General features: G+C 60.8%; 20 protein-coding genes and 1 pseudogene. 7 read left to right on the top strand and 14 right to left on the bottom strand.

All coding sequences use genetic code 11. The annotated features are described in order from the left end of the window. The first annotated feature begins 131 nt into the window (after positions 1-131). The 5 genes from ACQY47_RS00225 to ACQY47_RS00205 all read left to right on the top strand — a co-directional run bounded on the left by ACQY47_RS00225 (position 132) and on the right by ACQY47_RS00205 (position 5,773). On the top strand, positions 132-1,778 hold the full coding sequence (locus ACQY47_RS00225; protein WP_428554488.1) for an AMP-binding protein: 1,647 nt from the start codon (positions 132-134) through the stop codon (positions 1,776-1,778). A 21-nt stretch (positions 1,779-1,799) separates the two neighbouring features. Further along, positions 1,800-2,567, top strand: a complete 768-nt coding sequence (locus ACQY47_RS00220; RefSeq protein WP_099549743.1) for an SDR family NAD(P)-dependent oxidoreductase — start codon at positions 1,800-1,802, stop codon at positions 2,565-2,567. Positions 2,568-2,579: 12 nt separating this feature from the next. Further along, complete coding sequence (locus ACQY47_RS00215; protein WP_428554485.1) at positions 2,580-3,764, top strand: acetyl-CoA C-acyltransferase; 1,185 nt, start codon at positions 2,580-2,582, stop codon at positions 3,762-3,764. Between the two features lie 96 nt (positions 3,765-3,860). Beyond that, positions 3,861-4,988 carry an acyl-CoA dehydrogenase gene (locus ACQY47_RS00210; RefSeq protein ID WP_428554482.1) on the top strand — a complete coding sequence of 376 codons (1,128 nt, stop codon included), beginning with the start codon at positions 3,861-3,863 and terminating at the stop codon, positions 4,986-4,988. 11 nt (positions 4,989-4,999) lie between these two features. Beyond that, positions 5,000-5,773: an enoyl-CoA hydratase gene (locus tag ACQY47_RS00205; protein ID WP_017138783.1), complete on the top strand. Its 774-nt coding sequence runs from the start codon at positions 5,000-5,002 to the stop codon at positions 5,771-5,773. Positions 5,774-5,919: 146 nt separating this feature from the next. On the opposite strand, the gene ACQY47_RS00200 is transcribed toward ACQY47_RS00205, so the two are convergent. The 12 genes from ACQY47_RS00200 to arnC form a co-directional block, all read right to left on the bottom strand. Next, on the bottom strand, positions 5,920-7,071 hold the full coding sequence (locus tag ACQY47_RS00200; RefSeq protein ID WP_099549746.1) for an acyl-CoA dehydrogenase family protein: 1,152 nt from the start codon (positions 7,069-7,071) through the stop codon (positions 5,920-5,922). A 3-nt stretch (positions 7,072-7,074) separates the two neighbouring features. Further along, positions 7,075-8,178 (bottom strand): enoyl-CoA hydratase/isomerase family protein, encoded by a 1,104-nt coding sequence (locus tag ACQY47_RS00195; RefSeq protein WP_428554477.1) that lies wholly within the window; start codon positions 8,176-8,178, stop codon positions 7,075-7,077. Positions 8,179-8,295: 117 nt separating this feature from the next. Then, the gene (locus ACQY47_RS00190) at positions 8,296-9,009 is read right to left on the bottom strand and encodes an HPP family protein (RefSeq protein ID WP_428554474.1); all 714 of its coding nucleotides are present in this window, start codon (positions 9,007-9,009) and stop codon (positions 8,296-8,298) included. 164 nt (positions 9,010-9,173) lie between these two features. Beyond that, positions 9,174-9,362, bottom strand: a complete 189-nt coding sequence (locus tag ACQY47_RS00185; protein ID WP_256349256.1) for a type VI secretion system contractile sheath small subunit — start codon at positions 9,360-9,362, stop codon at positions 9,174-9,176. A gap of 267 nt (positions 9,363-9,629) precedes the next feature. After that, positions 9,630-11,252, bottom strand: a complete 1,623-nt coding sequence (locus tag ACQY47_RS00180) for an ArnT family glycosyltransferase (protein WP_395599806.1) — start codon at positions 11,250-11,252, stop codon at positions 9,630-9,632. A gap of 4 nt (positions 11,253-11,256) precedes the next feature. After that, complete coding sequence (locus tag ACQY47_RS00175; RefSeq protein ID WP_017135719.1) at positions 11,257-12,636, bottom strand: UDP-glucose dehydrogenase family protein; 1,380 nt, start codon at positions 12,634-12,636, stop codon at positions 11,257-11,259. Beyond that, a complete protein-coding gene (arnF, locus tag ACQY47_RS00170) occupies positions 12,633-13,046 on the bottom strand; it encodes a 4-amino-4-deoxy-L-arabinose-phosphoundecaprenol flippase subunit ArnF (protein ID WP_017135718.1) in 414 nt (137 codons plus the stop codon). The genes ACQY47_RS00175 and arnF overlap by 4 nt, the downstream gene beginning before the upstream one ends. Further along, a complete protein-coding gene (gene arnE, locus ACQY47_RS00165) occupies positions 13,043-13,390 on the bottom strand; it encodes a 4-amino-4-deoxy-L-arabinose-phosphoundecaprenol flippase subunit ArnE (RefSeq protein WP_428554469.1) in 348 nt (115 codons plus the stop codon). The genes arnF and arnE overlap by 4 nt, the downstream gene beginning before the upstream one ends. Continuing rightward, positions 13,387-15,042: a lipid IV(A) 4-amino-4-deoxy-L-arabinosyltransferase gene (gene arnT, locus ACQY47_RS00160; RefSeq protein WP_428554466.1), complete on the bottom strand. Its 1,656-nt coding sequence runs from the start codon at positions 15,040-15,042 to the stop codon at positions 13,387-13,389. The genes arnE and arnT overlap by 4 nt, the downstream gene beginning before the upstream one ends. After that, the gene (gene arnD, locus ACQY47_RS00155) at positions 15,039-15,923 is read right to left on the bottom strand and encodes a 4-deoxy-4-formamido-L-arabinose-phosphoundecaprenol deformylase (RefSeq protein WP_099549750.1); all 885 of its coding nucleotides are present in this window, start codon (positions 15,921-15,923) and stop codon (positions 15,039-15,041) included. Before arnD ends, arnT begins: the two co-directional genes overlap by 4 nt. After that, positions 15,923-17,914 carry a bifunctional UDP-4-amino-4-deoxy-L-arabinose formyltransferase/UDP-glucuronic acid oxidase ArnA gene (gene arnA / locus ACQY47_RS00150; RefSeq protein WP_428554463.1) on the bottom strand — a complete coding sequence of 664 codons (1,992 nt, stop codon included), beginning with the start codon at positions 17,912-17,914 and terminating at the stop codon, positions 15,923-15,925. Before arnA ends, arnD begins: the two co-directional genes overlap by 1 nt. Further along, on the bottom strand, positions 17,911-18,945 hold the full coding sequence (gene arnC / locus ACQY47_RS00145; RefSeq protein ID WP_099549751.1) for an undecaprenyl-phosphate 4-deoxy-4-formamido-L-arabinose transferase: 1,035 nt from the start codon (positions 18,943-18,945) through the stop codon (positions 17,911-17,913). Before arnC ends, arnA begins: the two co-directional genes overlap by 4 nt. Positions 18,946-19,413: 468 nt before the next feature. Between arnC and ACQY47_RS00140 the strand changes: the two genes are divergently transcribed. Together ACQY47_RS00140 and ACQY47_RS00135 are read left to right on the top strand one after the other, a co-directional pair. After that, a complete protein-coding gene (locus tag ACQY47_RS00140; RefSeq protein WP_186616878.1) occupies positions 19,414-20,232 on the top strand; it encodes a M949_RS01915 family surface polysaccharide biosynthesis protein in 819 nt (272 codons plus the stop codon). 121 nt (positions 20,233-20,353) lie between these two features. Further along, positions 20,354-21,268 carry a site-specific integrase gene (locus tag ACQY47_RS00135; protein ID WP_428554459.1) on the top strand — a complete coding sequence of 305 codons (915 nt, stop codon included), beginning with the start codon at positions 20,354-20,356 and terminating at the stop codon, positions 21,266-21,268. Positions 21,269-21,400: 132 nt separating this feature from the next. Here the strand turns inward: ACQY47_RS00135 and ACQY47_RS00130 are convergent, their stop codons facing one another. Together ACQY47_RS00130 and ACQY47_RS00125 are read right to left on the bottom strand one after the other, a co-directional pair. Beyond that, positions 21,401-22,258 (bottom strand): SDR family oxidoreductase, encoded by an 858-nt coding sequence (locus ACQY47_RS00130; protein ID WP_017135712.1) that lies wholly within the window; start codon positions 22,256-22,258, stop codon positions 21,401-21,403. A 95-nt stretch (positions 22,259-22,353) separates the two neighbouring features. Then, positions 22,354-23,549, bottom strand: a pseudogene (locus ACQY47_RS00125) (multidrug effflux MFS transporter). Between the last annotated feature and the right edge of the window lie 92 nt (positions 23,550-23,641).

The following is a 23,641-nucleotide window of genomic DNA, read 5'->3' as shown; positions in this document are numbered from 1 at the left end:
ATGATTGGCCAAACCAGTCAGCCAAGTTGAAGGCTTTGACCATTGCCGCCAAAGCGCTCTAGAGCGACTATTTCAGCGATTCTCGTCGTGAAAAATGTCCTGAAAATAAAAACACACAAGGATTTGGAACCATGCGTGAGTATTTGGCTGCCACCACTGCCTTCGACTACCAGCACACCGTCAACGCCGCCCTGTCCGGCAACCTGCAAGCCCTGAATGCCTGTGTGGAGTGTTGCGACCGCCACGCGCTGCCGGGGCGCATTGCGTTGTTTTGGGAGGGCAAGGATGGGCGCAGCGCCAGTGTGACCTTCACCCAATTGCAGGACCAGGCGGCGCGCTTTGCCAATTTCCTCCTGGCCCAAGGCGTGCAACGGGGTGACAAGGTGGCGGGGCTGCTGCCACGCACGGCAGAGTTATTGGTGGTGGTGTTCGCCACCTGGCGTATCGGCGCGGTGTATCAGCCGCTGTTTACCGCCTTCGGACCCAAGGCCATCGAGCATCGGCTGAACAGCTCCGGCGCCGTACTGGTGGTCACGGATGCGGTCAACCGCCCCAAGCTGGCTGAAGTCGAAGGCTGCCCGACCATCGTCACGGTGGCCGGGGACAAGGGCGAAGGCATCGTGCGCGGCGACTACAGCTTCTGGGCTGAACTGCCGAACTATTCGAATATCTGCGAACCGGTGCTGCTGGGCGCAGAAGCCCCGTTCCTGCTGATGTTCACCTCGGGCACCACCGGCCCGTCAAAAGCCCTGTCGGTGCCACTCAAGGCCATTGTCGCCTTCCAGAGCTACACCCGCGACGCGGTGGATTTGCGCCCCGAAGACGCGTTTTGGAATGTCGCCGACCCGGGCTGGGCCTATGGCATCTATTTTGGCGTGACCGGGCCGTTGTCCATGGGCCACCCGATTACGTTCTACGATGGGCCGTTCACCCTGGAAAGCACCTGCCGGGTGATCAATAAATATGGGATTACCAACCTCACCGGTTCGCCCACCGCTTACCGCCTGCTGATTGCCGGTGGCGAACAGTTCGCGCGCGCTATCAAGGGCAAGCTGCGTATCGTCAGCAGCGCCGGCGAGCCGCTGAACCCGGGAGTGATCCGCTGGTTTGCCGACAACCTGGGCGTGACCATTCATGACCATTACGGCCAGACCGAACTGGGCATGGTGCTGTGCAACCACCACGGCCTGGAACACCCCGTGCACGTCGGCTCGGCAGGCTTTGCCTCACCGGGCCACCGCATTGTGGTGCTCGATGATCAGAACCAGGAATTGCCGGCAGGCCAGCCCGGCATTCTCGCCATCGACCGTGAACAGTCGCCGATGTGCTGGTTCGCCGGCTACGACGGCGTAAAGACCAAGGCGTTTGTCGGCAAGTACTACCTCAGTGGCGACACCGTGGAGCTCAACCCGGACGGCAGCATCAGCTTTGTCGGGCGCAGTGACGATGTGATCACCACATCCGGCTACCGCGTAGGGCCATTCGATGTCGAAAGCGCACTGGTCGAGCACCCGGCCGTCATCGAAGCCGCTGTGGTCGGCAAACCCTGCCCGGAGCGCACCGAGCTGGTCAAAGCCTTTGTGGTGATCAACGAACAGTACCGCGCTACGCCCGAGCTGGCCGAGGAGCTGCGTCTGCACGTGCGCAAGCGTTTGGCGGCCCACGCCTACCCACGGGAAATCGAATTTGTCAGCGACTTGCCCAAGACCCCGAGCGGCAAGCTGCAACGTTTTATTTTGCGTAATCAGGAAATTGCGAAGGCACAGGCCATCGCCTGATCCACTTTTAAGGAAACAATGATGCAGATTGAAAACAAGGTATTCCTGGTCAGCGGCGGTGCTTCGGGCCTCGGCGCGGCCACCGCTGAGATGTTGATTGCCGCTGGTGCCAAGGTGATGCTGGTCGACCTGAACGCCGACGCTGTGGCGGCCAAAGCCAAGCAACTGGGCGATAACGCCCGCAGCGCCGTGGCCGATATCAGCCAGGAAGCCGCCGCCGAAGCGGCCGTACACGCCGCCGTTGCAGCCTTTGGCGGCCTGCACGGCCTGGTGAACTGCGCCGGGGTGGTACGCGGCGAAAAAATCCTCGGCAAAAATGGCCCACACGCCTTGGCCAGCTTTGCCCAGGTGATCAACGTCAACCTGATCGGCAGCTTCAACCTGTTACGCCTGGCGGCTGCCGCCATCGCTGAAACCGCGGCGAACGCCGACGGTGAGCGCGGCGTGATCATCAACACCGCGTCGGTAGCCGCCTTTGACGGGCAGATAGGCCAGGCGGCGTATGCCGCCTCCAAAGGCGCCATCGCCAGCCTGACCTTGCCCGCCGCCCGCGAACTGGCGCGCTTTGGCATCCGCGTGATGACTATTGCCCCGGGCATTTTCGAAACGCCGATGATGGCCGGCATGACCCCCGAAGTGCGCGATTCCCTGGCCGCGGGTGTGCCATTCCCGCCACGCCTGGGCAAACCGTCCGAGTACGCCGCGCTGGTACGCCACATCATTGAAAACAGCATGCTCAATGGCGAGGTAATCCGTCTCGACGGTGCCTTGCGTATGGCAGCCAAGTAAGGAGAACACCCCATGAACGATCCGATTGTTATTGTCAGCGCCGTGCGCACGCCCATGGGCGGCTTCCAGGGCGACCTCAAGAGTCTGACCGCGCCGCAACTGGGCGCTGCCGCGATCCGCGCCGCCGTCGAACGCGCCGGGATTGCCGCGGATGCCGTGGACGAAGTGCTGTTCGGCTGTGTGTTGCCCGCGGGCCTGGGCCAGGCGCCTGCGCGTCAAGCGGCGCTGGGCGCCGGGCTGGACAAGGCCACGCGCTGCACCACCTTGAACAAGATGTGCGGCTCGGGCATGGAAGCGACCATCCTCGCCCACGACTCGCTGCTGGCCGGCAGTGTCGACGTGGTGGTCGCCGGCGGCATGGAAAGCATGTCCAACGCGCCGTACCTGCTCGACCGCGCGCGCAGCGGCTACCGCATGGGCCACGGCAAGGTGCTTGACCATATGTTCCTCGACGGCCTCGAAGACGCCTACGACAAGGGCCGCCTGATGGGCACCTTTGCCGAAGACTGCGCCGAGCACAATGGCTTCACCCGTGAAGCCCAGGATGCCTTCGCCATTGCCTCGCTGACCCGCGCGCAAGAGGCCATCACCCATGGCAGCTTTGCTGCTGAGATCGTCCCGGTGCAGGTCACCGTCGGCAAAGAGCAAAAGACCATCCTGCATGACGAGCAACCGCCCAAGGCCAAGCTGGACAAGATCGCCAGCCTGAAACCGGCGTTCCGCGAGGGCGGCACGGTGACGGCGGCCAACTCCAGCTCGATTTCCGATGGTGCGGCGGCGTTGCTGTTGATGCGCCAGTCCGAGGCGCAACAGCGTGGCCTCAAGCCCTTGGCGGTGATCCACGGGCATGCGGCCTTTGCCGACGAGCCGGGGCTGTTCCCGGTGGCGCCCGTGGGTGCGATTCGCAAGCTCATGAGCAAGACCGGCTGGAACCTGGGCGACGTTGACCTGTTTGAAATCAACGAAGCTTTCGCGGTGGTCAGCCTGGTGACCATGAGCAAGCTGGAAATCCCCCACAGCAAGGTCAATATTCACGGCGGCGCCTGTGCCCTGGGGCATCCAATTGGTGCTTCCGGTGCGCGCATCCTGGTGACGTTGCTCTCGGCCCTGCGCCAGAAAGGCCTCAAGCGCGGGGTTGCCGCCATTTGTATTGGCGGCGGTGAAGCCACGGCCATGGCCGTCGAATGCCTGTACTGATTAATAGCAGCTGTAAGTTTCAAGCTTCAAGCTTCAAGTAGAAGCTCATCGGCTTTTACTTGCCGCTTGCAGCTCGCCGCTTATAGGACCCCGAATATGTTGCCCAATGACGAACAACTGCAAATCAGCGAAGCGGCCCGGCAATTTGCCCAGGAACGCCTGAAACCGTTCGCCGCCGAATGGGACCGCGAGCACCGTTTCCCCAAGGAAGCCATTGGCGAAATGGCCGAGCTGGGCTTTTTCGGCATGCTGGTACCGGAACAGTGGGGTGGTTGCGACACGGGCTACCTGGCCTACGCCATGGCCCTGGAAGAAATTGCCGCCGGCGATGGCGCGTGCTCGACCATCATGAGTGTGCACAACTCGGTGGGTTGCGTGCCGATCCTCAAATTCGGTAACGAGCAGCAGAAACAGCAGTTCCTCACGCCGCTGGCCAGTGGCGCCATGCTCGGCGCCTTTGCGTTGACCGAGCCGCAGGCAGGCTCCGATGCCAGCAGCCTGAAAACCCGCGCACGCCTTGAGGGCGACTATTACGTGCTCAATGGCTGTAAACAGTTCATTACCTCCGGGCAGAACGCCGGAGTCGTGATTGTGTTTGCCGTCACCGACCCGGCCGCAGGCAAGCGTGGGATCAGCGCGTTTATCGTGCCGACCGACTCGCCGGGCTACACGGTGGCGCGGGTTGAAGACAAACTCGGTCAACATGCGTCCGACACCTGCCAGATCCTCTTCGAAGACGTAAAAGTCCCAGTCGCCAACCGTTTGGGCGAGGAGGGCGAAGGCTACAGGATCGCCCTGGCCAACCTCGAAGGCGGCCGCGTCGGCATCGCCTCGCAATCGGTGGGCATGGCCCGCGCCGCCTTCGAAGCCGCGCGTGACTATGCCCGTGAGCGCGAAAGCTTCGGCAAGGCGCTGATCGAACACCAGGCGGTGGCCTTCCGTCTGGCCGACATGGCCACGCAAATCGCGGTGGCCAGGCAGATGGTGCATTACGCCGCAGCCCTGCGTGACAGCGGCAAGCCGGCCTTGGTCGAGGCGTCGATGGCCAAGCTGTTTGCTTCGGAAATGGCCGAAAAAGTCTGCTCGGCCGCCTTGCAAACCCTGGGCGGTTACGGTTACCTGAGCGACTTCCCATTGGAGCGGATCTACCGCGATGTGCGGGTCTGCCAGATTTACGAAGGCACCAGCGATATTCAGCGCATGGTCATCTCACGCAACCTTTAAGGAGCCGATACATGAGTTACGAAACCCTTTTGCTCGAAGTCCAGGGCCGCGTCGGGCTGATTACCCTCAATCGCCCGCAAGCCCTGAACGCCTTGAACGCCCAGTTGGTGAGCGAGTTGAACCAGGCCCTGGACGGCCTGGAAGCCGACCCGCAGATCGGCTGCATCGTGCTGACCGGCTCGAAAAAAGCCTTCGCCGCCGGCGCCGACATCAAAGAGATGGCCGAGCTGACCTACCCGCAGATCTACCTCGACGACCTGTTCAGCGACAGCGACCGCGTCGCCAACCGCCGCAAGCCGATCATTGCTGCGGTCAACGGTTTCGCCCTGGGCGGCGGCTGTGAACTGGCCTTGATGTGCGACTTTATCCTGGCCGGTGACGGCGCCAGGTTCGGCCAGCCGGAAATCAACCTCGGCGTACTGCCCGGCATGGGCGGCACCCAACGGCTGACCCGCGCCGTGGGCAAGGCCAAGGCCATGGAAATGTGCCTGACCGGGCGCTTTATTGATGCCGTTGAAGCTGAGCGCTGCGGGATTGTGGCCCGCATTGTGCCGGCCGATGACCTGCTTGAAGAAGCGCTGAAAACCGCGACCTTGATTGCCGGCAAGTCCGTGCCGATCAGCATGATGGTCAAGGAAAGCGTGAACCGTGCGTTTGAGGTGAGCCTGTCTGAAGGCGTGCGCTTTGAGCGCCGCGTGTTCCATGCCGCGTTTGCCACCCAGGACCAGAAGGAAGGCATGGCGGCGTTTGTGGCCAAGCGCGCGCCGGAGTTCAAGGACCAGTAACCCGGCCGTAAACACTGAAGATCAAAATGTGGGAGCTGGCTTGCCTGCGATGCAGACACCTCGGTTTATCGGTTAGACCGAGGTGATGCTATCGCAGCGGTGCGACGATTCGACAAGCAAGCTCCCACATTGGTCTTGTGTGGCTTTTAGAGCTGGTAGTTCTTCAGCTCCCTGGCAATCACCATCCGCTGAATCTCGCTGGTGCCTTCGTATATCTGCGTAATCCTCGCATCCCGGTAGTAGCGCTCCACCGGATAGTCCTCAAGATACCCATACCCGCCATGGACCTGCATCGCCGAGGAGCAGACCTTTTCGGCCATCTCCGAAGCAAACAGCTTGGCCTGGGAGGCTTCCGACAGGCATGGCTTGCCGGCGCTGCGCAGGCGTGCGGCATGCAGGATCAACAACCGGGCGGCATTGAGCTGGGTCTGCATGTCGGCCAGCAGGTTGGCAATGCTTTGGTGCTCGATAATCGCCTTGTTGAATTGCACCCGATCACGCGCATACGCCAGCGCCGCCTCAAAGGCTGCACGGGCGATGCCCAACGCTTGGGCGGCAATGCCGATGCGTCCACCCTCGAGGTTGGACAGGGCGATGGCCAGGCCCTTGCCGCGTTCACCCAACAGGTTGGCTTCGGGTACTGTGCACTGGTTGAGCGTGACGGCGCAGGTGTCCGAGGCACGAATGCCCATCTTGTGTTCGGTACGGTCGACCACAAAGCCTGGTGTGTCAGTGGGCACCAGGAAGGCAGAAATACCTTTCTTGCCCAGTTCCGGGTCCGTCACCGCAAACACAATGGCCAACTTGGCGCGCTTGCCATTGCTGACGAACTGCTTGGCACCGGTGATCACCCACTGGCCGTCGCGCAGCTCGGCGCGGGTGCGCAGGTTATGGGCTTCGGAACCGGCCTGAGGCTCGGTGAGGCAGAAGCAACCAATGGCCTGGCCGCTGGCCAGGTCAGCCAGCCAGGTGTGTTTCTGCGCATCGGTGCCGTAGTTGAGGATTGGCCCGCAACCGACTGAATTATGGATACTCATGAGTGCGCCGGTGGCGCCATCACCGGCGGAAATCTCCTCGACGGCCAGGGCATACGCCACGTAGTCGACATAGGTGCCGCCCCATTCTTCCGGCACCACCATGCCCAGCAAGCCGAGTTCGCCCATCTTCGCGACCAGGGCGTCATCGATCCAGCCGGCTTTTTCCCAGGCTTGCGCATGCGGGGCGATTTCGCCACGGGCAAAGTCGCGCGCCATGTCGCGAATCATCACTTGTTCTTCAGTGTATTCAATATCTTGCATGGCTTATTTCCCACTCTGCTTGAAGTCACTGAAGAAGCTCTCGACATGGCTGGCGTCCAACTCATGGATCGTCGCGGGGTTCCAGTGCGGGGTTTTATCCTTGTCGATAATCAACGCGCGAACGCCTTCGATCAGGTCGCCGCGTTCGAACCACTGGCGATCCAGGTGCAATTCCAATGCGAAGCACTGCTCCAGCGACAAGCGCCGGCCACGGCGCAGCATCTGCAGGGTCACGGCCATTGCCAGCGGCGAGCGGGTCTGCATCAGGCTGGCGGTGCTGAGCGCCCATTCGTGGCTGTCGGCGACGGTGACTTGCTGCAGTTGCTCGACCATGCTCGGCACATCCGGCAACGCAAAGAAGTGGTCGATCGCCGGGCGCAGCGCGGCCAGCGGGGCGTCGGGCAATTGTTGTACCGCGAGTCTTGCCAATACGCCCTGAAGGTCCTTGAGCGGCGAATCCTGCCATTGCAGGTGGTCGAGCTTCTGATCGAGTTCGGCGAGTTTCGCGCTGTCGATACACCAGTCCGCCAGCCCGCAGTACAGCGCATCGGCGGCGCGAATCTGCACGCCGGTGACACCCAGGTAAACCCCCAGCTCGCCAGGGATGCGCGAGAGGAAATAGCTGCCACCTACGTCCGGGAAATAACCAATGGCCACTTCCGGCATCGCCAGGCGGCTGCGCTCGGTCACCACACGCAAGTCGGCGCCTTGCACCAGGCCCATGCCACCGCCGAGGACAAAGCCGTCCATCAGGGCCAGCACGGGCTTGTGGTAATGGTGAATTGCCAGGTCGAGGGCGTATTCCTCGACGAAGAAGTCCTGGTGCAGGCTGTCGCCCTGCTTGAAGCTGTCGTAGAGAGAGCGAATGTCGCCACCGGCGCAGAACGCTTTTTCACCGGCACCGCGCAGGACCACGGCATACACCTGCGGATCGCTCTCCCAAGCCAGCAGTTGTGTGGTCAGGCTGCGGACCATCTCCAGAGTGATGGCATTCAAGCCAGCGGGGCGGTTGAGGGTGAGGTGGCCAATATGGTTACGGACTTCGGCCAGCACCTCGCCCTGAAGAATCCTGGTGTGGCTTGCTTCGGATGAAACCTGAGCAGTCATCACTAACTCCCTGCTTTTATTGTTCTTTATCAAGATGTTCGCGCACGAACTATCTCGCGATCGTACCAGTGCAAATTTGCCCAGTACAACCCGGAATCATGCAGGTCGTTTTTGCATTTATGCAGCGCTGCGGCCACCCAGCACTTCACCGATGCTGCGGCGCCGGGCATGCCCTTCAGCCGCATGAATCAGTTGCTCCAACTCCGTCGGCTCCACATCAAAGAACCGTTCCATCTCGGCCAGGGCCAGTTTCAGATCGGCTGCCGTGATGGCGGCATCTGTCACCGGCGCTGTGCTGCCCAGGACCACGGCGGGCGATTCGATCGCGCCTTTGGGGTAACGCGTGCGTGTCACGTTGTTATAGGCCAGCGCACCGGCCAGCAGCGCGCCAGCCCCGAGCATCACCGGCCCCACTTCCTGCCAACCCAGAGCAATAGAGGCCGGATCGGCGAGCACCAGCGTCATGGCCAAGCCACCGGCGGGCGGGTGCAGGCAGCGCAGCCAGCAAATCAACACGACGGTCATGCCCGCAGCCAGGCATGCGCTGCCCAGCGTGCGGCCAAGCACCCGCGCCACCAGCAGAGCCACAACGGCAGCGCACAAGTAGCTGCCGATAATCGACCAGGGCTGTGCCAACGCACCGGAGGACACGGCAAACAGCAAAACCGCGGATGCCCCCAGAGGGCCGAGCAGGTGCAAGGCGACTTCCATACCGAATACCTGGGCACACACCCAGATACTCAATAGCGTGCCCAAGGCCATGCCAATGGCGGCGCGGCTCCATTCGACGGGGCGGGTATTGATTGCAGCGGGTAACCAGCGAGCGAGCATCGACACGATCCATAAAGCAGCAGACGAAAAAAAAGGCTCGCCTGGTTGCCCGGATAAGCCCTTTGAACGTTCCAACATTTGGGGGAGGAACCTGTGCAGTGTGCCGAGCTTGATGCCATGGCGCCAATGCATATTAATGAGGGTTAAATGCAAAAATAATGCAGTTAGTGACCCTCGTCATAGGTGATCCGATGCGTCGGTTGCGGCAGCGGCGTGCTGATGCGTCCGAGTACGCGGCTATCAGCCTCTTCGTTGAACAGCTGCCTTTGCAGGTTCTCTCGCAAGGCAGGGTCGTCGGCCAAAGGCCCCTTCAATGCCACCAAGGCATCGCGCAATGCCATCAATCGATCCAGCCTCGGCGCAGGGATAAGCAACAGGTCTTCTGGCACGGCATTGCCCTTTTGATCAAGCAGGTCTGTGTGCGTGGAAGGCTGACGGCGCCCGGTAGTAGATAGTTAACGCACATGACAAAGGAGTCTACATTTGGGTTCCGGGCATCGAAAGGCAAAGTGCGCCAGCGTTTACGCATAGCCATGTAGGGGCTTTCCGGGCAGTCATAACGAAAAACGCCCACTCTTGAAGGAGTGGGCGCTGTTTCCGTCAGACCACTGTCAGCGTAATTACGGCGCGCTGACTTTCTCTAGATGGAGCAACACATACGGGTCTTTGTCGAACTCCCCGGTGAGTGTCGGTGTGATCGAACGCAAGCGCGGATCCTGCAGATTTTCGAAGTCTTTCGTGCTCATTACCAGCCATGCCGGACCTTGCAGTGGCGCCAGGTCTGCAGCCGACTGGGTAAACAGCGGCACCTTATCGCAGTTGAAGTTGACCATGAACTTGATGGCTTTTGCATCTTTGCCCAAGCCATGCAGCACCACGGGGGCCGGTTGCTGCATGATCTGTTCTTTGACGCCAAGGCTGAATGTGCGGGTGTCGTAAAGCGTACGCTCCAATGGCTCGACCACCACAATGTAGGTCGACCACAGCGCCAGCACCGCCGCGAGTGCCGACCCCAGCGGGCGTAGACGCGCCTTGAGCAGTGACAACAGCGACACTATTTGCAGCACGCCAAGCACGCCGAGGACCAAGCCCAGGTTGTCCAGCTGTGCCGGGTAACGCTTGCGCGCCACCACCAGCCCGATCACCAGCAGCGCCGGCAGCAGCGTCCAGATGCCCAGCATCAAGCCGCGCAGCCAGGCGAACAGCCGCCCCTGGGTGACCTGGAACGGGTAGGCCGCAATGATCGCCGCCATGGGCAGCATTGGCAGGATGTAACGTGCCTTCTTGGCCTGAGGGACCGACAGGCCGAGCATCACCAGCAAACCTGCCGCCGCGCAATACAGCACCAGTTTCAGTGCCGGGTCGGGTGACCGACGACCGCCGCTGGCGACTGCCAGCAGCACCAGCAACGCCAGTGGATAGGCCAGCGCATAGTTGCCCATGGAGCTGGTGAAGTAATACAGCACGCCGCTGGAACCTTCGGTGCCGTCCATGCGCCCCAGGAACTGCATGCGGATCACGTCCTGCATGAAGTCCTCGCCACCACTGAGCTTGGCCAGCAGCAACAACAGGCCGACACACGCCGCCAGCACTGCCAGGGCGATAAAGCCGAAGGTGAACAGTTGGCGCCATTGGCGGTTGATCAGGTAATAGCTGCACAGCACGCCAGTGGGGATCACCAGGCCGATTGGCCCACGCACCGCAAAGCCCAGGATCAGCAGCAAAAACAGCCAATGCAAGCGTTTGGCTGCCCCGAAGTGGTCATGGGCATAGCCCAGATAGAACACGGTCAAGGCGATGGCCGCGAGCATCTGGTCCAGCGACACCGCGCGGGTTTCGCTGATGAAGGTGCTGCTGAGCAGCAGCATCGCGATGCTGAGCAAGCCCCAGCGCGTGGAGTAGGGCGCCGTAAGGCGATACGCCAGCACCACGATCACCGCCGAGGCGATGGAGGTGGGCAACCACGCGGTGAGGCTGCTGACCTCGCCAAACGGCAGGGACAACAGCCAGGTCAGCAGGGTCGAGGTCGCCAGGTAGTCCGCGTAAGGCTGGCCATAGGTGGTGGGGAAAAAACTCGGTCCATGGCGCAGCATTTCCTGGGCAAACACCACGAAACGCGAGTCAAAGCCGATGATTGCCTGGTGCCAGTTGCCGACAATAAACAGCACCAGCGCCAGGAGCCCGAGCCCCAGCGACTGATTGCGGATCGTTGCTGTAAGCAGCGGCGATTGAGCTTTGTTCACGTCTTTAGTCTTCCTTGGCTGGCGCTACCCAGTTTTGCTGTGGAATCGGCAGCTCGCAGGAGTCGCCACGGCCCATCGGGAAATATTTGAAGCCCTTGCGCGCCAGGCGCTCGCCGTCGTACAGGTTGCGACCGTCGAAGATCACCGGGTTTTTCAGGCGGGCGTGGATCAGTTCGAAATCCGGCGCCTTGAATTGCTGCCACTCGGTGCACACGATCAACGCATCGGCGCCGCTCAAGGCCGATTCCGGCGTGCCCAGCAGGGTCAGACGCGACTCGTCACCGTAGATGCGCTGGGTTTCCTGCATGGCTTCGGGGTCGAACGCACGGACATTGGCGCCGGCCGCCCACAGGGCTTCCATCAGCACGCGGCTTGGGGCATCGCGCATGTCATCGGTGTTGGGCTTGAAGGCCAGGCCCCACAAGGCGAAGGTCTTGCCTTGCAGTTCGCCTTTGAAATACGCATTGATACGCTCGAACAGCTTGCTCTTCTGGCGCTGGTTGATCGCTTCGACCGCTTCGAGCAGGTCGCTGGAGCAGTTGGCTTCCTTGGCGCTGTGGATCAGGGCGCGCATGTCTTTGGGGAAGCACGAACCGCCGTAGCCGCAGCCCGGGTAGATGAAGTGGTAGCCGATGCGTGAGTCGGCGCCAATGCCCAAACGCACGGCTTCGATGTCGGCGCCCAAGTGTTCGGCCAACTCGGCGATCTGGTTGATGAAGCTGATCTTGGTGGCCAGCATGCAGTTGGCGGCGTACTTGGTCAGTTCGGCGCTGCGCAGGTCCATGAAGATGATGCGGTCATGGTTGCGGTTGAACGGCGCGTACAAATCACGCATCACTTCGCGCACTTCTTCGCGTTCACAGCCGATGATGATGCGGTCCGGGCGGCGGCAGTCGGCAACGGCCGAGCCTTCCTTGAGGAATTCGGGGTTGGAGACGATATCGAACTCCAGGTGGCGACCGGCAATGTGCAGGTTTTTTTCGATATGGGCCCGCAGCGTGTCGCCCGTACCGACCGGCACGGTGGATTTTTCCACCAGGATCACCGGTTCCACGCGATGGCGGGATACGGCATCGCCCACCGAAAGCACGTACTTGAGGTCGGCCGAGCCGTCTTCGTCCGACGGCGTGCCCACGGCGATAAACAGCACCTCACCGTGTTCTACGGCGAGTTTTTCATCATAGGTAAAGTGCAGGCGCCCGCTTTCCAGGTTTTCCTTGACCATCGCAGCCAGGCCCGGCTCGAAGATGGTCACGTGGCCTTTTTGCAGCGACTCGACTTTGCTCTTGTCCACGTCCATGCAGATCACATCGTGACCGACTTCGGCCAATACGGTGGCCTGTACCAGACCGACGTAACCGCTACCAAATACACTGATTTTCATGGGGCATTCCTGGGGCTTGCAACGCTAGCACGACGAGAGTTAATAACCAGAACACCGAGAATGACCAAGGCCACCCCCAGGGTTTTTGAAAGCGAAAAATGTTCGTTGAACACCGGCAGGCTGGCCGCCAGCAGGTACACCAGCGCGTAGCTGATGCTTAGCAGCGAATAGGCGCGGCCCAGGGGCAAGTGCTTGAGCGCGCCGAGCCAGCACAGCATCGACAGCGCATAGGCGATGATCGCCAGGATCACCACGCCCAGGGCGCCAAGATCAATCGATTGACTGTTAAACGCATTGAGCCACTCAGTGGGCAACGGCAGGCGCGTCATGCTCCAGCGCATGCCCAATTGAGCAGCACTGACCAGGCCAACACTGCCCAAGGCCAGGGCAAACCCTTGTGTGCGGCTCATACGTGACGCCCTAGCAGCACAACGCCGCCAATCACCAGCGCGACACCCAGCCAATGACGGCCATCGATCTGCTCATGGAAGACAAACCGCGCCATCAGTGTCACCAGCACAAAATTGAGGCTGAGCATGGGGTAGGCGATGCCCACTTCCAGGCGCTGCAACACCAGCAGCCATACCAGCAGGCCAAGGCCCAGGCACACCAGCGCCGACCACAGCCACGGCGAGCGCAGTTTCGGCCCCCAACCGTCGGGCTGGTCACGCCAGCTCTCTACCGCAAACTTTTGCGAAACCTGGCCCATGCAGGTGAGCAGACAGGCGCTCAACAGGAGAAGCAAGGTGATCATTGCGCAGCCTGTGGGAAGATCAGGATGACGATATTGCCTTGCTCATAGCGCTTGCCGTCTTGGGGCAGCAGGTTCACTTCGGCCACTTCATCGTCGCCCTTGACCCGCATGACGACGCCAACCGAGCCTTTTTTACGCGCCTCGCTCATCCATTGCTGGACGTCGGCGGTGCCGATCTTGCGATAGGCAGTGTCTGGATAGGCAATGCCGTACTTCACTTCGCCGACCGTGTTGTACAGCGCAACGTCCGGGCGGCCCAGGCGCCACGACAGCGCCGAGGCAGCGCCAAGGTCATTGCTGAGCAGTGCCGCGGTGGGTTGCAGTTCGGGCAAATGGTCGATGATGAACTGGTCCGGGGTCTTGTTATAAACCACCGAATGCGGAAGGGCAGCCGGCACCAGGGCCACCAGCAACCAACTGCCGATGGCCGGCGCAGCCCATAGCTTCAATGGGCGTGCAGCTTGCAGCAGGTTGACCACGATCCAGCCGAACAGGAACGTAAACACCAGCACCAGGCTGAAAGTCTCCTGACCCGGCTCATACACCGGTTTTTTCAATTGGAACCAACTGATGGCCAGCAACGCCACGATACCGATAGCCAGGTTCAACCAGCCGTTGATGTGCAAGGCGCGGCCATGGCCCTTGGCCAACTTGTCGCTGAGCGTCGACCCCATCAGCAGGGCCAAGGGCAGCAGGCACGGCATGACGTAGGACGGCAGCTTGCCTTTGGCCAAACTGAAGAACGCCAGGGGCATCAACAGCCACAGCAGCAGGAACGCGGTCTTGGGCAGGCGCTTTTCCAGCCAGGCCTGTTTGACCGTGGACGGCAGCAGGGCGATCCATGGCAACGAGAACGCAACCATCAGCGGCAGGTAGAACCAGAACGGCTCGGCATGCTGGGCGTCATCGCCGGCAAAGCGTTGGATGTGCTCATGCCAGAAGAAGAAGTTCCAGTAGTCCGGCTCTTGCAGGTGCACGGCCAGTGCCCACGGCAGGCTGACGATAATTGCGACGGCCACAGCGACTACACCATAGCCAAGCAACTCACGAAAGCGTTTCTGCCAGATAGCGTAGGGCAGGGCGATCAACACTGGCAGCAGCCAGGCAAGAAACCCTTTGGTCATGAAGCCCATGCCGCAGGCAAAGCCGAGCAAGGCCCAAGACCCCAAGCGGCCGTTGCGCGTGGTGCTGTCGAAGCAGAACCACAGCGCAACGCCGGTGAGGTTGACCCAGAAGGTGAACTGCGGGTCCAGGTTGGCGTAACCACCAAGCAGCGCCACGCTGACAAAGCTCATGTACAGCACGCTGCTGACCAGGCTTTTTTGCGGGTTGTTCCACAGCCGGCGCGAGACCAGATAGACCAGCAGGATGCTCAGCCCGGTGCTCAAGGCCGACGCAAAGCGCACGCCGAACAGGTTCTGCCCGAAAATCGCCTGGCCCAGCGCGATCATCCAGTAGCCGGCAGCGGGTTTTTCGAAGTAACGGATACCCATGAAGTGCGGCGAGGCCCATTTGCCGGTCAGCAGCATTTCCTGGCTGATCTGCGCGTAACGGGTTTCATCCGGGATCCACAGGCCATGGCTGGCCAGTGGCAACAGGTAGAACACAGCAAACGCCAACAGGAGCAGGGGCAATGCCCAGCGCCGGATCATGCCTGCTGTACTCCGAGCCAACCCTCGCGGCCGCTGAGCGCGCCGCGTACCAGCTGTTGCTGGGGCAGGGTGGTCACATCCGCGGGCAACAGGTCGCCCAAGGGTTTGAAGTCAATGCCGCGCTGCCCGGCCTGGGCGAGCAGTTGGCGAAAATCTTCAGCCATCAGAATCCCTTCTACTTCTGCGTGGATCGTATAGACGTTCAGCTTCGACTCGGCGAACCGGTCAAGAATGAAGCCGTTGAAATCTTTGGCAGCCACCACCGGCCCGACGACTTCGTCGAAGGTCGGCAGGTCTACCGGAATTTGTGGGGTGCCCGCACTGCCATCGGCCAGGGTTGGTCGAAACAGGCTGGTGCCCCGGCAATCACTGTTGTAGCGAAAGTTGAAACCTTGCTTGGCTTGCACCACGCGCTCATCGGCGCGCCAGCCGGCGGCTGCGGAACAGTCGATGCGTTCACCCAGGATGTCGCTCAGGGTGTCCACGCCACGACGGATCTGCTCGACCAGCTGTGCGTCGCTCCAGCGCCCGGTGTTGGCTTGCCAACCGTGATGGTCCCATGCGTGCAGGCCGACTTCATGGCCGGCGGCCTTGGCCTGGCGCATCAAGTGCCCCAGGTCACGGCCGATCGGCTTGCCTGGCCAGGCGGTGCCGGCCAGCAAGATGTCCCAGCCATACAGGCCGGCAGCATTGGAACGCAGCATCTTCCACAGAAATTGCGGGCGGATAAGGCGCCACAAGTGGCGCCCCATGTTGTCCGGCCCAACGCTGAAGAAGAACGTCGCTTTTACCCCGGCTTCATCCAGGGATTCGAGCAACCGCGGCACGCCCTCACGGGTGCCACGGTAGGTGTCGACGTCGATTCGCAAGCCTGCCTGCATTACTTCTTGTCCGCGATTTCGAGCATGGCTTCTTTGAGGAAGAAGTCCAACGTGTTGCCGATGGTTTCGCTCATCTCAACGGTTGGCTCCCAGTTCAACAGGCGCTTGGCGTTTTCGATGCTTGGCTTGCGGTGCGCCACGTCCTGGTAACCGGTACCGTAGAACGCCTTGCTTTCTACGTCGCGGAAACCGGCGAACGGAGGGAAGTTGCTGCGCAGCGGGTGAGCTTCGAACTGACGCAGCAGTTCTTCGCCCAGCTGACGGATGCTGGCTTCGTTTTCCGGGTTGCCGATGTTGATGATCTGACCGTTGCAGATATCGTTGTCGTTATCAATGATGCGTGCCAGTGCTTCGATGCCGTCGGCGATGTCAGTGAAGCAACGCTTCTGCTCACCACCGTCGAACAGGCGGATCGGGGTACCTTCCACCAGGTTCAGGATCAGCTGGGTGATGGCACGGGAGCTGCCGATACGCGCCGAGTCCAGACGGTCAAGGCGCGGGCCCATCCAGTTGAATGGGCGGAACAGGGTGAAGTTCAGGCCCTTGTCGCCGTAAGCCCAGATCACGCGGTCCAGCAGTTGCTTGGAGACCGAGTAGATCCAGCGCTGCTTGTTGACCGGGCCAACCACCAGATTGGAGGTGTCTTCGTCGAAGTACTGGTCCTGGCACATGCCATAGACTTCGGAGGTCGACGGGAAGATCACGCGCTTGTTGTACTTGACGCAGTAGCGAACCAGTTTCAGGTTCTCTTCGAAGTCGAGTTCGAATACGCGCAGCGGGTTACGGGTGTATTCGATTGGCGTAGCGATGGCCACCAGCGGCAGGACCACGTCGCACTTTTTGATGTGGTACTCGATCCACTCGGAGTGGATGCTGATGTCGCCTTCCACGTAGTGGAAGTTCGGGTGGCTGCGCAGGCGCTCAATGGCGTCGGAACCGATGTCCAGGCCGTAGATTTCATAACGGTCGTCACGCAGCAGGCGCTCGGACAGGTGGTTACCGATAAAGCCGTTCACACCCAGGATCAGTACACGAGTGCGACGTGGCTTGCGGCCGGACTCGGCGCCGCGCAGCACGGAACCGTCGACCAGGCCCAGTTCGTCAGCCAGGGAAGGGCCGGCCAGGTACAGGCCGTTTTCGTTGCGCTGGCCGAACTTGACCACCAGGGAATCTTCACCGCAGGCGATGCGCAGCGGGTTGACGCTGATCACACGGCCTGGCGCCAGGCCTTCGTTGCCCTTGACCACTTCAGCTTGCCAAACGATGAGTTTGTGCTCGCCGACAGCGCAGAATGCGCCTGGGTACGGTTGGGTCACTGCACGAACCAGGTTGAACAGCTTTTCAGCCGGTTTTTTCCAGTCCAGCTTTCCGTCAGCGGCAGTGCGGCGACCGAAGTAGGTGGCCTGGCTTTCGTTCTGGGCCGTTTCGGCCAATTTGCCTTGGGCCAGCTGTGGCAGGGCATCACGCAGCAGGTTGGTGGCCGCATCACGCAGTTTGGCGTGCAGGGTCAGGCCGGTGTCGGTGCGGTCGATAATGACTTTTTGCTGGGCCAGGATCGCGCCGGCATCGGCACGCTTGACCATGCGGTGCAGGGTCACGCCGGTTTCGGTTTCGCCGTTGACCAGCACCCAGTTGGCCGGAGCGCGGCCACGGTATTTAGGCAGCAAGGAACCGTGCAGGTTGAACGCGCCTTTTTTGGCAGTGGCCAGCAGGGCTTCGCTCAGCAGGTTGCGGTAGTAGAACGAGAAGATGAAATCCGGGTTCAGCTTGGCAATACGCTCGATCCACAGCGGGTGGTTGGCGTCTTCCGGAGCATGTACCGGGATGCCGTTGCGTGCGCAGAGTTGGGCGACGGAGCCGTAGAAATTGTTTTCCTTGGGGTCGTCGGCATGGGTGAACACGGCAGCAATGTCGTAGCCGGCGGTCAGCAGGGCTTCAATACCTGCACAGCCAATATCGTGGTAAGCGAAGACAACAGCTTTTGAATTCATGACGAAACCTGATCGGAAGGAGAAGTAGGAGAATGGGAAGTTGTAAGGCCGTCGACCACGACGACCGGAGCCGGCTCTGCGGGTTGGTTACGCAGCACCTTTTCAATAAAGAACCGTGGACGGGCACGCACGTCACTGTACATGCGACCCAGGTATTCACCCAAGAGGCCCATGCCGATGAATTGGCCGCCGGTGAACACAAACAGCACCGCGAACAGCACGAACATGCCTGAACCGGCCCATTCGGCGCCGAAGACCAAGCGCAGGAACACCAGCGCAAAGGCAAACAGCATGCCCAGTGCGGCGAGGCTGAAGCCGACGATGCTCAGCAGACGCAGCGGGGTGGTGGTCATGCAGGTCAGCAGGTCGAACATCAGGCTGATCAGGCGCATGGCGCTGTATTTGGACTCGCCATGCTCACGCTCGGCGTGGTGCACCAGGATCTCGGTGGTGTGCCGGGCAAAGCCGTTGGCCAGAATCGGAATAAAGGTGCTGCGCTCGCGGCAGGCCAGCATCGCGTCGACGATGGTGCGTCGGTAAGCACGCAACATGCAGCCGTAATCGGTCATGGCCACGCCGGTGGAGCGTTGCACGGCCAGGTTGATCAGGCGCGAAGGCCAGCGGCGGAAGGCCGAATCCTGACGGTTGTTACGCACAGTGGCGACGACGTCGTAGCCCAGGGCGGCTTGCTCGACCAGCCGCGGGATTTCTTCGGGCGGGTTCTGCAGGTCGGCGTCAAGGGTGATGACCACCTCGCCACGGCACTGCTCGAAGCCGGCCATGATCGCGGCATGCTGGCCATAGTTGCGGTTGAGGATCACCGCCACCACGTTGCTGCCGTCTTCTGCGGCAGCGTCTTCCAGCAATTGGGCCGAGTTGTCGCGGCTACCGTCATCCACCAGGATGATTTCGTATTCGTAAGCCAATTGCTTGCAAGCTGCAGTCGTGCGACGCAGCAATTCAGGCAGGCTCTCTTGTTCGTTGTAGACCGGGATAACGATCGACACGCAATGAATAGGGTAGGGTTTCAAAGATTCATGACCTCGGGGCTAGAACAATTGGAGCGTGAAAACAGCAGTAATCAGTCGGCAACAACGCCGGCCGATTAAATGTAGCGTGGGTGTGCGGCATTCGTTCGACTTTCCTGAGGACGGGCAACGGTTTCTTCCATGGGCTAGCAGAGTAAAGACGAAATATATGAAAGGTAAAGCGTAATCAACAGGTTAGTCGGGGAAGACGCGGTTCGTTCTCAAGTCCTGCGGTCAAGATTAAGCGGAAAATTGTTGAACGAATATGAAAGGCGGATGAAAAACTCGTTTATTTGACAGGTAGACAGGTAGGGTTCAGCTAAACCGCTGAAGCGCCTGGGGATTGGTTCTGCAGGCAAAACCGCGACGGATTCTGCACTGCTGCGCAGGCGCGCAAGGTAATTCAACAAACTTCTCTGCAATGGCCCTCAAGTGCCGGTAAAGTAAGCCATCTCTTGCCAGGGTACTCGGATGAATAGTGTGCGGATTTTGCACGGCCAGTTGCGGCCTGCATTGATGGGCTTGTTGATGGTGGTGGCCTGTGTCACCACCGTTCGAGCCGACGATGGCGTGGCGCTTACCAGCATCGAGCAGGTGCCGGACGGCGTGGAAGTGCGCGGCAAACAGGTCGCGGCCTATACCTGGGACGACCACCAAGGCAAGAACTTGCTGGTACTCGCCGAGCAAGTCAGCGAGCGTGATGACGACGGTACCCAGTCGGCATTTGTCTACGCGGCCCAGTATTTGCTCGGCGGCGACCGCCCCAAGCGTGTCTGGATGCTCTATGACGATGTGCAGCATTGCGAATTCGATGCAGGGCTGCGTTTTGACAGGGCGGCAACCAAGGTCACTGATCTTGCCGGCGATGGCATTACCCAGGCCACGGTGGGCTACTCGCGCACCTGCACCAGCGATGTCAGCCCGCGTGAGTTCAAGCTGATCATGCATGTCGGCAAGTCCCAGAAGTACCGCCTGCGCGGTGTCGATCGCGTCGGCGCAAGCTGGTGGGACGAGGATGCCGGTGCCCTGCGGGGTATGCCGCTGCCTACTGACTGCAGCGTTGCCGCACAGCAGGCACTGGTCAGCCAGTACAAGGAGCAGGGCACCGAGTTGCCGCTGCCGGGCTGTTATGGCGATGAAAGCGACTTTGCCAAAGCGCCGGACAGCTACCTGGCGTTCATGCGTCAGCACTGGTTTGCACTGATGCACAAACAGGATGCCGACTGGAGCCAATCCCAGGCGCAACCTCAGGCTGAAAACCCGACCGAGGACGACGAATCGGCGCCGTGATGTTGTGCCGTGATTTGGTGCCAAGCCCGGTCCTGGGTTAGACTCGGCCTTCGCCAATTCACTAAATGCCTCGATTAAACAAAGACTTGAGCGAGGTATTTAATCCAAAGGCTGATCTACCTTGACTGAGTCTATCCGCAACCCACTGACCCTTTACCTCACCCGCTTGGCGCCCTCCAGCCAACTGACCATGCGCTACGTGCTGCAAGATGCCGCCGACCGCCTGGGCTATGAAGACATCAACCTGGAGGAGATCGACTGGCACCTGCTGCAACCCGAACAGGTGATTGCCCTGGTCGGCGCCTTGCGCGAGGACGGTTGTGCGCCGAACACTTCGTCGCTGTATGTGAATGCGGTACGCGGGGTGATGAACGAGGCCTGGCGAATGAGCCTGATCAGCCAGGACCACCTATTGAAGATGCGCTCGGTCAAGGCCACGCCGGGCACACGCCTCAGCCAGGGCCGTAACCTGCGCCGCACCCTGATCCGCGAAATGATGGAAGTCTGTGCCGCCGACCCACGCCCTCAAGGCCTGCGGGATGCCGCCGTGATCGGCATTTTGTATGGTTCAGGCATGCGCAAGTCGGAGTCGGTCAACCTGGACCTGGCGCAGGTCAATTTCGATGAACGCAGCTTGCGTGTGATTGGCAAAGGTAACAAAGAGCTGATCAAGTACGCTCCAACCTGGGCGTTTGACAAGTTGCAGGCCTGGCTGGCGTTTCGTCGCGAGCAGCTCAAGGAAGGCGAGCAGGACGATAGCTTCCTGTTTAATCGTATTCGCCGTGGCAGCCATATCACCCGTGAACGCATCACCAAGCACGCGATTTACTACATCGCCCGTCAACGCGGTGAGCAGGTGGGCGTGAAGATCATGCCCCATGACTTCCGACGCTCGTTCATCACGCGGGTGATTGAAGAACACGACCTGTCGATTGCGCAGAAACTGGCGCATCACACCAATATCCAGACCACCGCCAGTTATGACGTGCGCGATGACAATGAGCGGCGCCGGGCGGTGGACAGATTTGATCTGTAGCTTCCAGGTCAGACACTGATTAAAACTGTGGGAGCGAGCTTGCTCGCGATTGCGGTGTGTCAGTGACAGATTGACTGCCTGATACACCGCAATCGCGGGCAAGCCCGCTCCCACATTAGGGCTATGTGAGGTTTAGAGAATCGGTTTGCCGCCAGTGACCGCGTACCGCGAGCCGGAGATATAGCTGGCTTCGTCCGAGGCCAGCAGCACATAGATCGGTGCCACCTCTACAGGCTGGCCTGGCCGCCCGAGCGGTGTTTCGCTGCCAAAGCTCTGCACATCCTTGTCGGGCATGGTCGCTACAATCAGCGGCGTCCAGATCGGCCCTGGTGCCACACTGTTGACGCGAATACCCTTGTCACCCAGCAACTGCGCCAGGCCACCGGTGAAGTTGGCAATCGCGCCTTTGGTGGCGGCGTAGGCCAACAGGGTTGGCTTGGGCATATCGGAATTAACCGAACTGGTGTTGATGATCGAGCTGCCGGCTTTCATATGCGGCAGGGCCGCCTTGCAGATCCTAAACATCGCGGTGATGTTGATATCGAAGGTCTTGACCCATTCTTCATCCTCGATCTCTTCGAGGGTTTCGTGGGTCATCTGGAACGCGGCGTTGTTGACCAGCACATCGATGCGGCCAAACTGCTCGACGGTCTTGTCCACCAGCGCCTGGCAGTTGGTTTTTTGCGCGATATCGCCCGGCAACAACAGGCATTGACGGCCCGCTTCTTCGACCCAGCGTGCGGTTTCCTGGGCGTCTTCATGCTCATCCAGGTACGCGATGGCTACGTCGGCGCCCTCACGGGCAAAGGCGATCGCCACCGCGCGGCCAATACCGCTGTCGGCGCCGGTGATCAGGGCGATCTTGTTGGCCAACCGGCCGGAGCCTTTGTAGCTCTTCTCGCCGCAGTCGGGGTACGGGTCCATTTTCTTCTGGGTGCCCGGTACGGACTGGGCTTGAGGCGCGAAGGGTGGGCGAGGGTAGTCGGTCATGTCTAACTCCATAGAACGTCAAAGGTGCTATGGAGTTAGGTGTTTTGCCGCCCGCGATAGTTGTAATGGATGGGCCACGCCCCCGACGAATGGCGTCAATCACGCGCCAGGTGAGCCGGCAAACGACGCAGGGTCCATAAGGTCACCAGCATCGCCGCCACCGCACACAGCGCGATGCCGACCAGCATGGGGCAGGCGTATGGTCGGCAAACACGCCAACCAGCGTCATGGACACGGCCGCCGTGATCATCTGGATAGCACCGAGCAGCGCCGAGGCAGAACCTGCCACTGCGCCGTGATCCTCCATGGACAACACCCCCGCGGCTGGCAATAACAGGCCGAGAAAACCGAAGCCGATAAACAGCAGTGCCATCATCAAGGCGAGGTTGTCACTCCACAAGGTGGTGACGGCCAGCGCGCTCATAACCACCGCCACGCCGATCACCGACCCGCGAATCAGCGGCGCCAGGCCAAAACGCGCGCTCAGGCGTGCGGTCAGTTGGCTCATGGCGAAGAAGGACGCGGCGTTTACTGCAAAACACAGGCTGAATTGCGTAGGCGTCAGGCCGAAATACTCGATGTACACGAACGGCGCGCTGCCGATAAACACAAAGAACGTCGCCAAGCCAAACCCGCACACCACCGACAGGCCGGTGAATACCGGGTCGCGCAGCAAGGCGCCGTAGCTGCCGATCGCACTGCCCAGGGTCTTGCCCAGGCGGCGTTCGGCAGGATGGGTTTCGGGCAGTTGCACAAAGGTCATCACCAGGCACAACAGCGAAACCACCGCGAGCACCACGAACACTTCACGCCAGCTCCAGAGTGAAATCACCACGCTGCCGGCCAAGGGCGCGAGGATCGGCGAAACACTCATCACCAGCATCAGCAGGGCCATCAACCGTGCGGCTTCGTGGCCGGTGTACAGGTCACGCACCACCGCCCGCGGGATCACCATGCCGGCGCATGCGCCAAAGGCTTGCAGGGCACGAAAACCAATCAGCACTTCAATCGTCGGCGCCAGCGCACAGCCGACGCTGGCCACCGCAAAAATCGCCAGACCCGCGTAAATCGGCGGCTTGCGACCGTACACATCGCTGATCGGCCCGTAAAACAACTGGCACACGCCAATGATCATGAAGAACACCGTCAGGCTCATCTGCACGGCCGCCGGCGACGCCTGCAGGCTGGCACCCAGGGTGGGCAGCGCAGGCAGATAGCTGTCGATGGCGAAAGGGCCGATGGCGGTGATCAACCCGAGCAACAAGGCGAGGTGGGCAATACTTCGAGACATGGGGGTTCCGGGTCACAGCAAAAGATCGGCCAGCTTAGTGAGCTGTACCTGGGCACACAAGATGATGCTTACACAGACGCTACATTTTCCTG

It is taken from the genome of Pseudomonas edaphica (assembly GCF_965277385.1).
In the GTDB taxonomy this organism is placed as follows: Bacteria; Pseudomonadota; Gammaproteobacteria; order Pseudomonadales; family Pseudomonadaceae; genus Aquipseudomonas; species Aquipseudomonas edaphica.
Note: the sequence above shows the minus strand (reverse complement) of the source record. Positions and strands in the feature narration are given on the sequence as shown.

Excerpts from the sequence above, each read along its gene's own strand:
- ACQY47_RS00210 (WP_428554482.1), top strand. The coding sequence starts at position 3,861 with ATGTTGCCCAATGACGAACAACTGCAAATCAGCGAAGCGGCCCGGCAA.
- ACQY47_RS00175 (WP_017135719.1), bottom strand. The coding sequence starts at position 12,636 with ATGAAAATCAGTGTATTTGGTAGCGGTTACGTCGGTCTGGTACAGGCC.
- ACQY47_RS00215 (WP_428554485.1), top strand. The coding sequence starts at position 2,580 with ATGAACGATCCGATTGTTATTGTCAGCGCCGTGCGCACGCCCATGGGC.
- ACQY47_RS00195 (WP_428554477.1), bottom strand. The coding sequence starts at position 8,178 with ATGACTGCTCAGGTTTCATCCGAAGCAAGCCACACCAGGATTCTTCAG.
- ACQY47_RS00130 (WP_017135712.1), bottom strand. The coding sequence starts at position 22,258 with ATGACCGACTACCCTCGCCCACCCTTCGCGCCTCAAGCCCAGTCCGTA.
- ACQY47_RS00140 (WP_186616878.1), top strand. The coding sequence starts at position 19,414 with ATGAATAGTGTGCGGATTTTGCACGGCCAGTTGCGGCCTGCATTGATG.
- arnE (WP_428554469.1), bottom strand. The coding sequence starts at position 13,390 with ATGATCACCTTGCTTCTCCTGTTGAGCGCCTGTCTGCTCACCTGCATG.
- arnD (WP_099549750.1), bottom strand. The coding sequence starts at position 15,923 with ATGCAGGCAGGCTTGCGAATCGACGTCGACACCTACCGTGGCACCCGT.
- ACQY47_RS00225 (WP_428554488.1), top strand. The coding sequence starts at position 132 with ATGCGTGAGTATTTGGCTGCCACCACTGCCTTCGACTACCAGCACACC.
- ACQY47_RS00220 (WP_099549743.1), top strand. The coding sequence starts at position 1,800 with ATGCAGATTGAAAACAAGGTATTCCTGGTCAGCGGCGGTGCTTCGGGC.
- ACQY47_RS00190 (WP_428554474.1), bottom strand. The coding sequence starts at position 9,009 with ATGCTCGCTCGCTGGTTACCCGCTGCAATCAATACCCGCCCCGTCGAA.
- arnT (WP_428554466.1), bottom strand. The coding sequence starts at position 15,042 with ATGATCCGGCGCTGGGCATTGCCCCTGCTCCTGTTGGCGTTTGCTGTG.
- ACQY47_RS00205 (WP_017138783.1), top strand. The coding sequence starts at position 5,000 with ATGAGTTACGAAACCCTTTTGCTCGAAGTCCAGGGCCGCGTCGGGCTG.
- arnA (WP_428554463.1), bottom strand. The coding sequence starts at position 17,914 with ATGAATTCAAAAGCTGTTGTCTTCGCTTACCACGATATTGGCTGTGCA.
- arnF (WP_017135718.1), bottom strand. The coding sequence starts at position 13,046 with ATGAGCCGCACACAAGGGTTTGCCCTGGCCTTGGGCAGTGTTGGCCTG.
- ACQY47_RS00200 (WP_099549746.1), bottom strand. The coding sequence starts at position 7,071 with ATGCAAGATATTGAATACACTGAAGAACAAGTGATGATTCGCGACATG.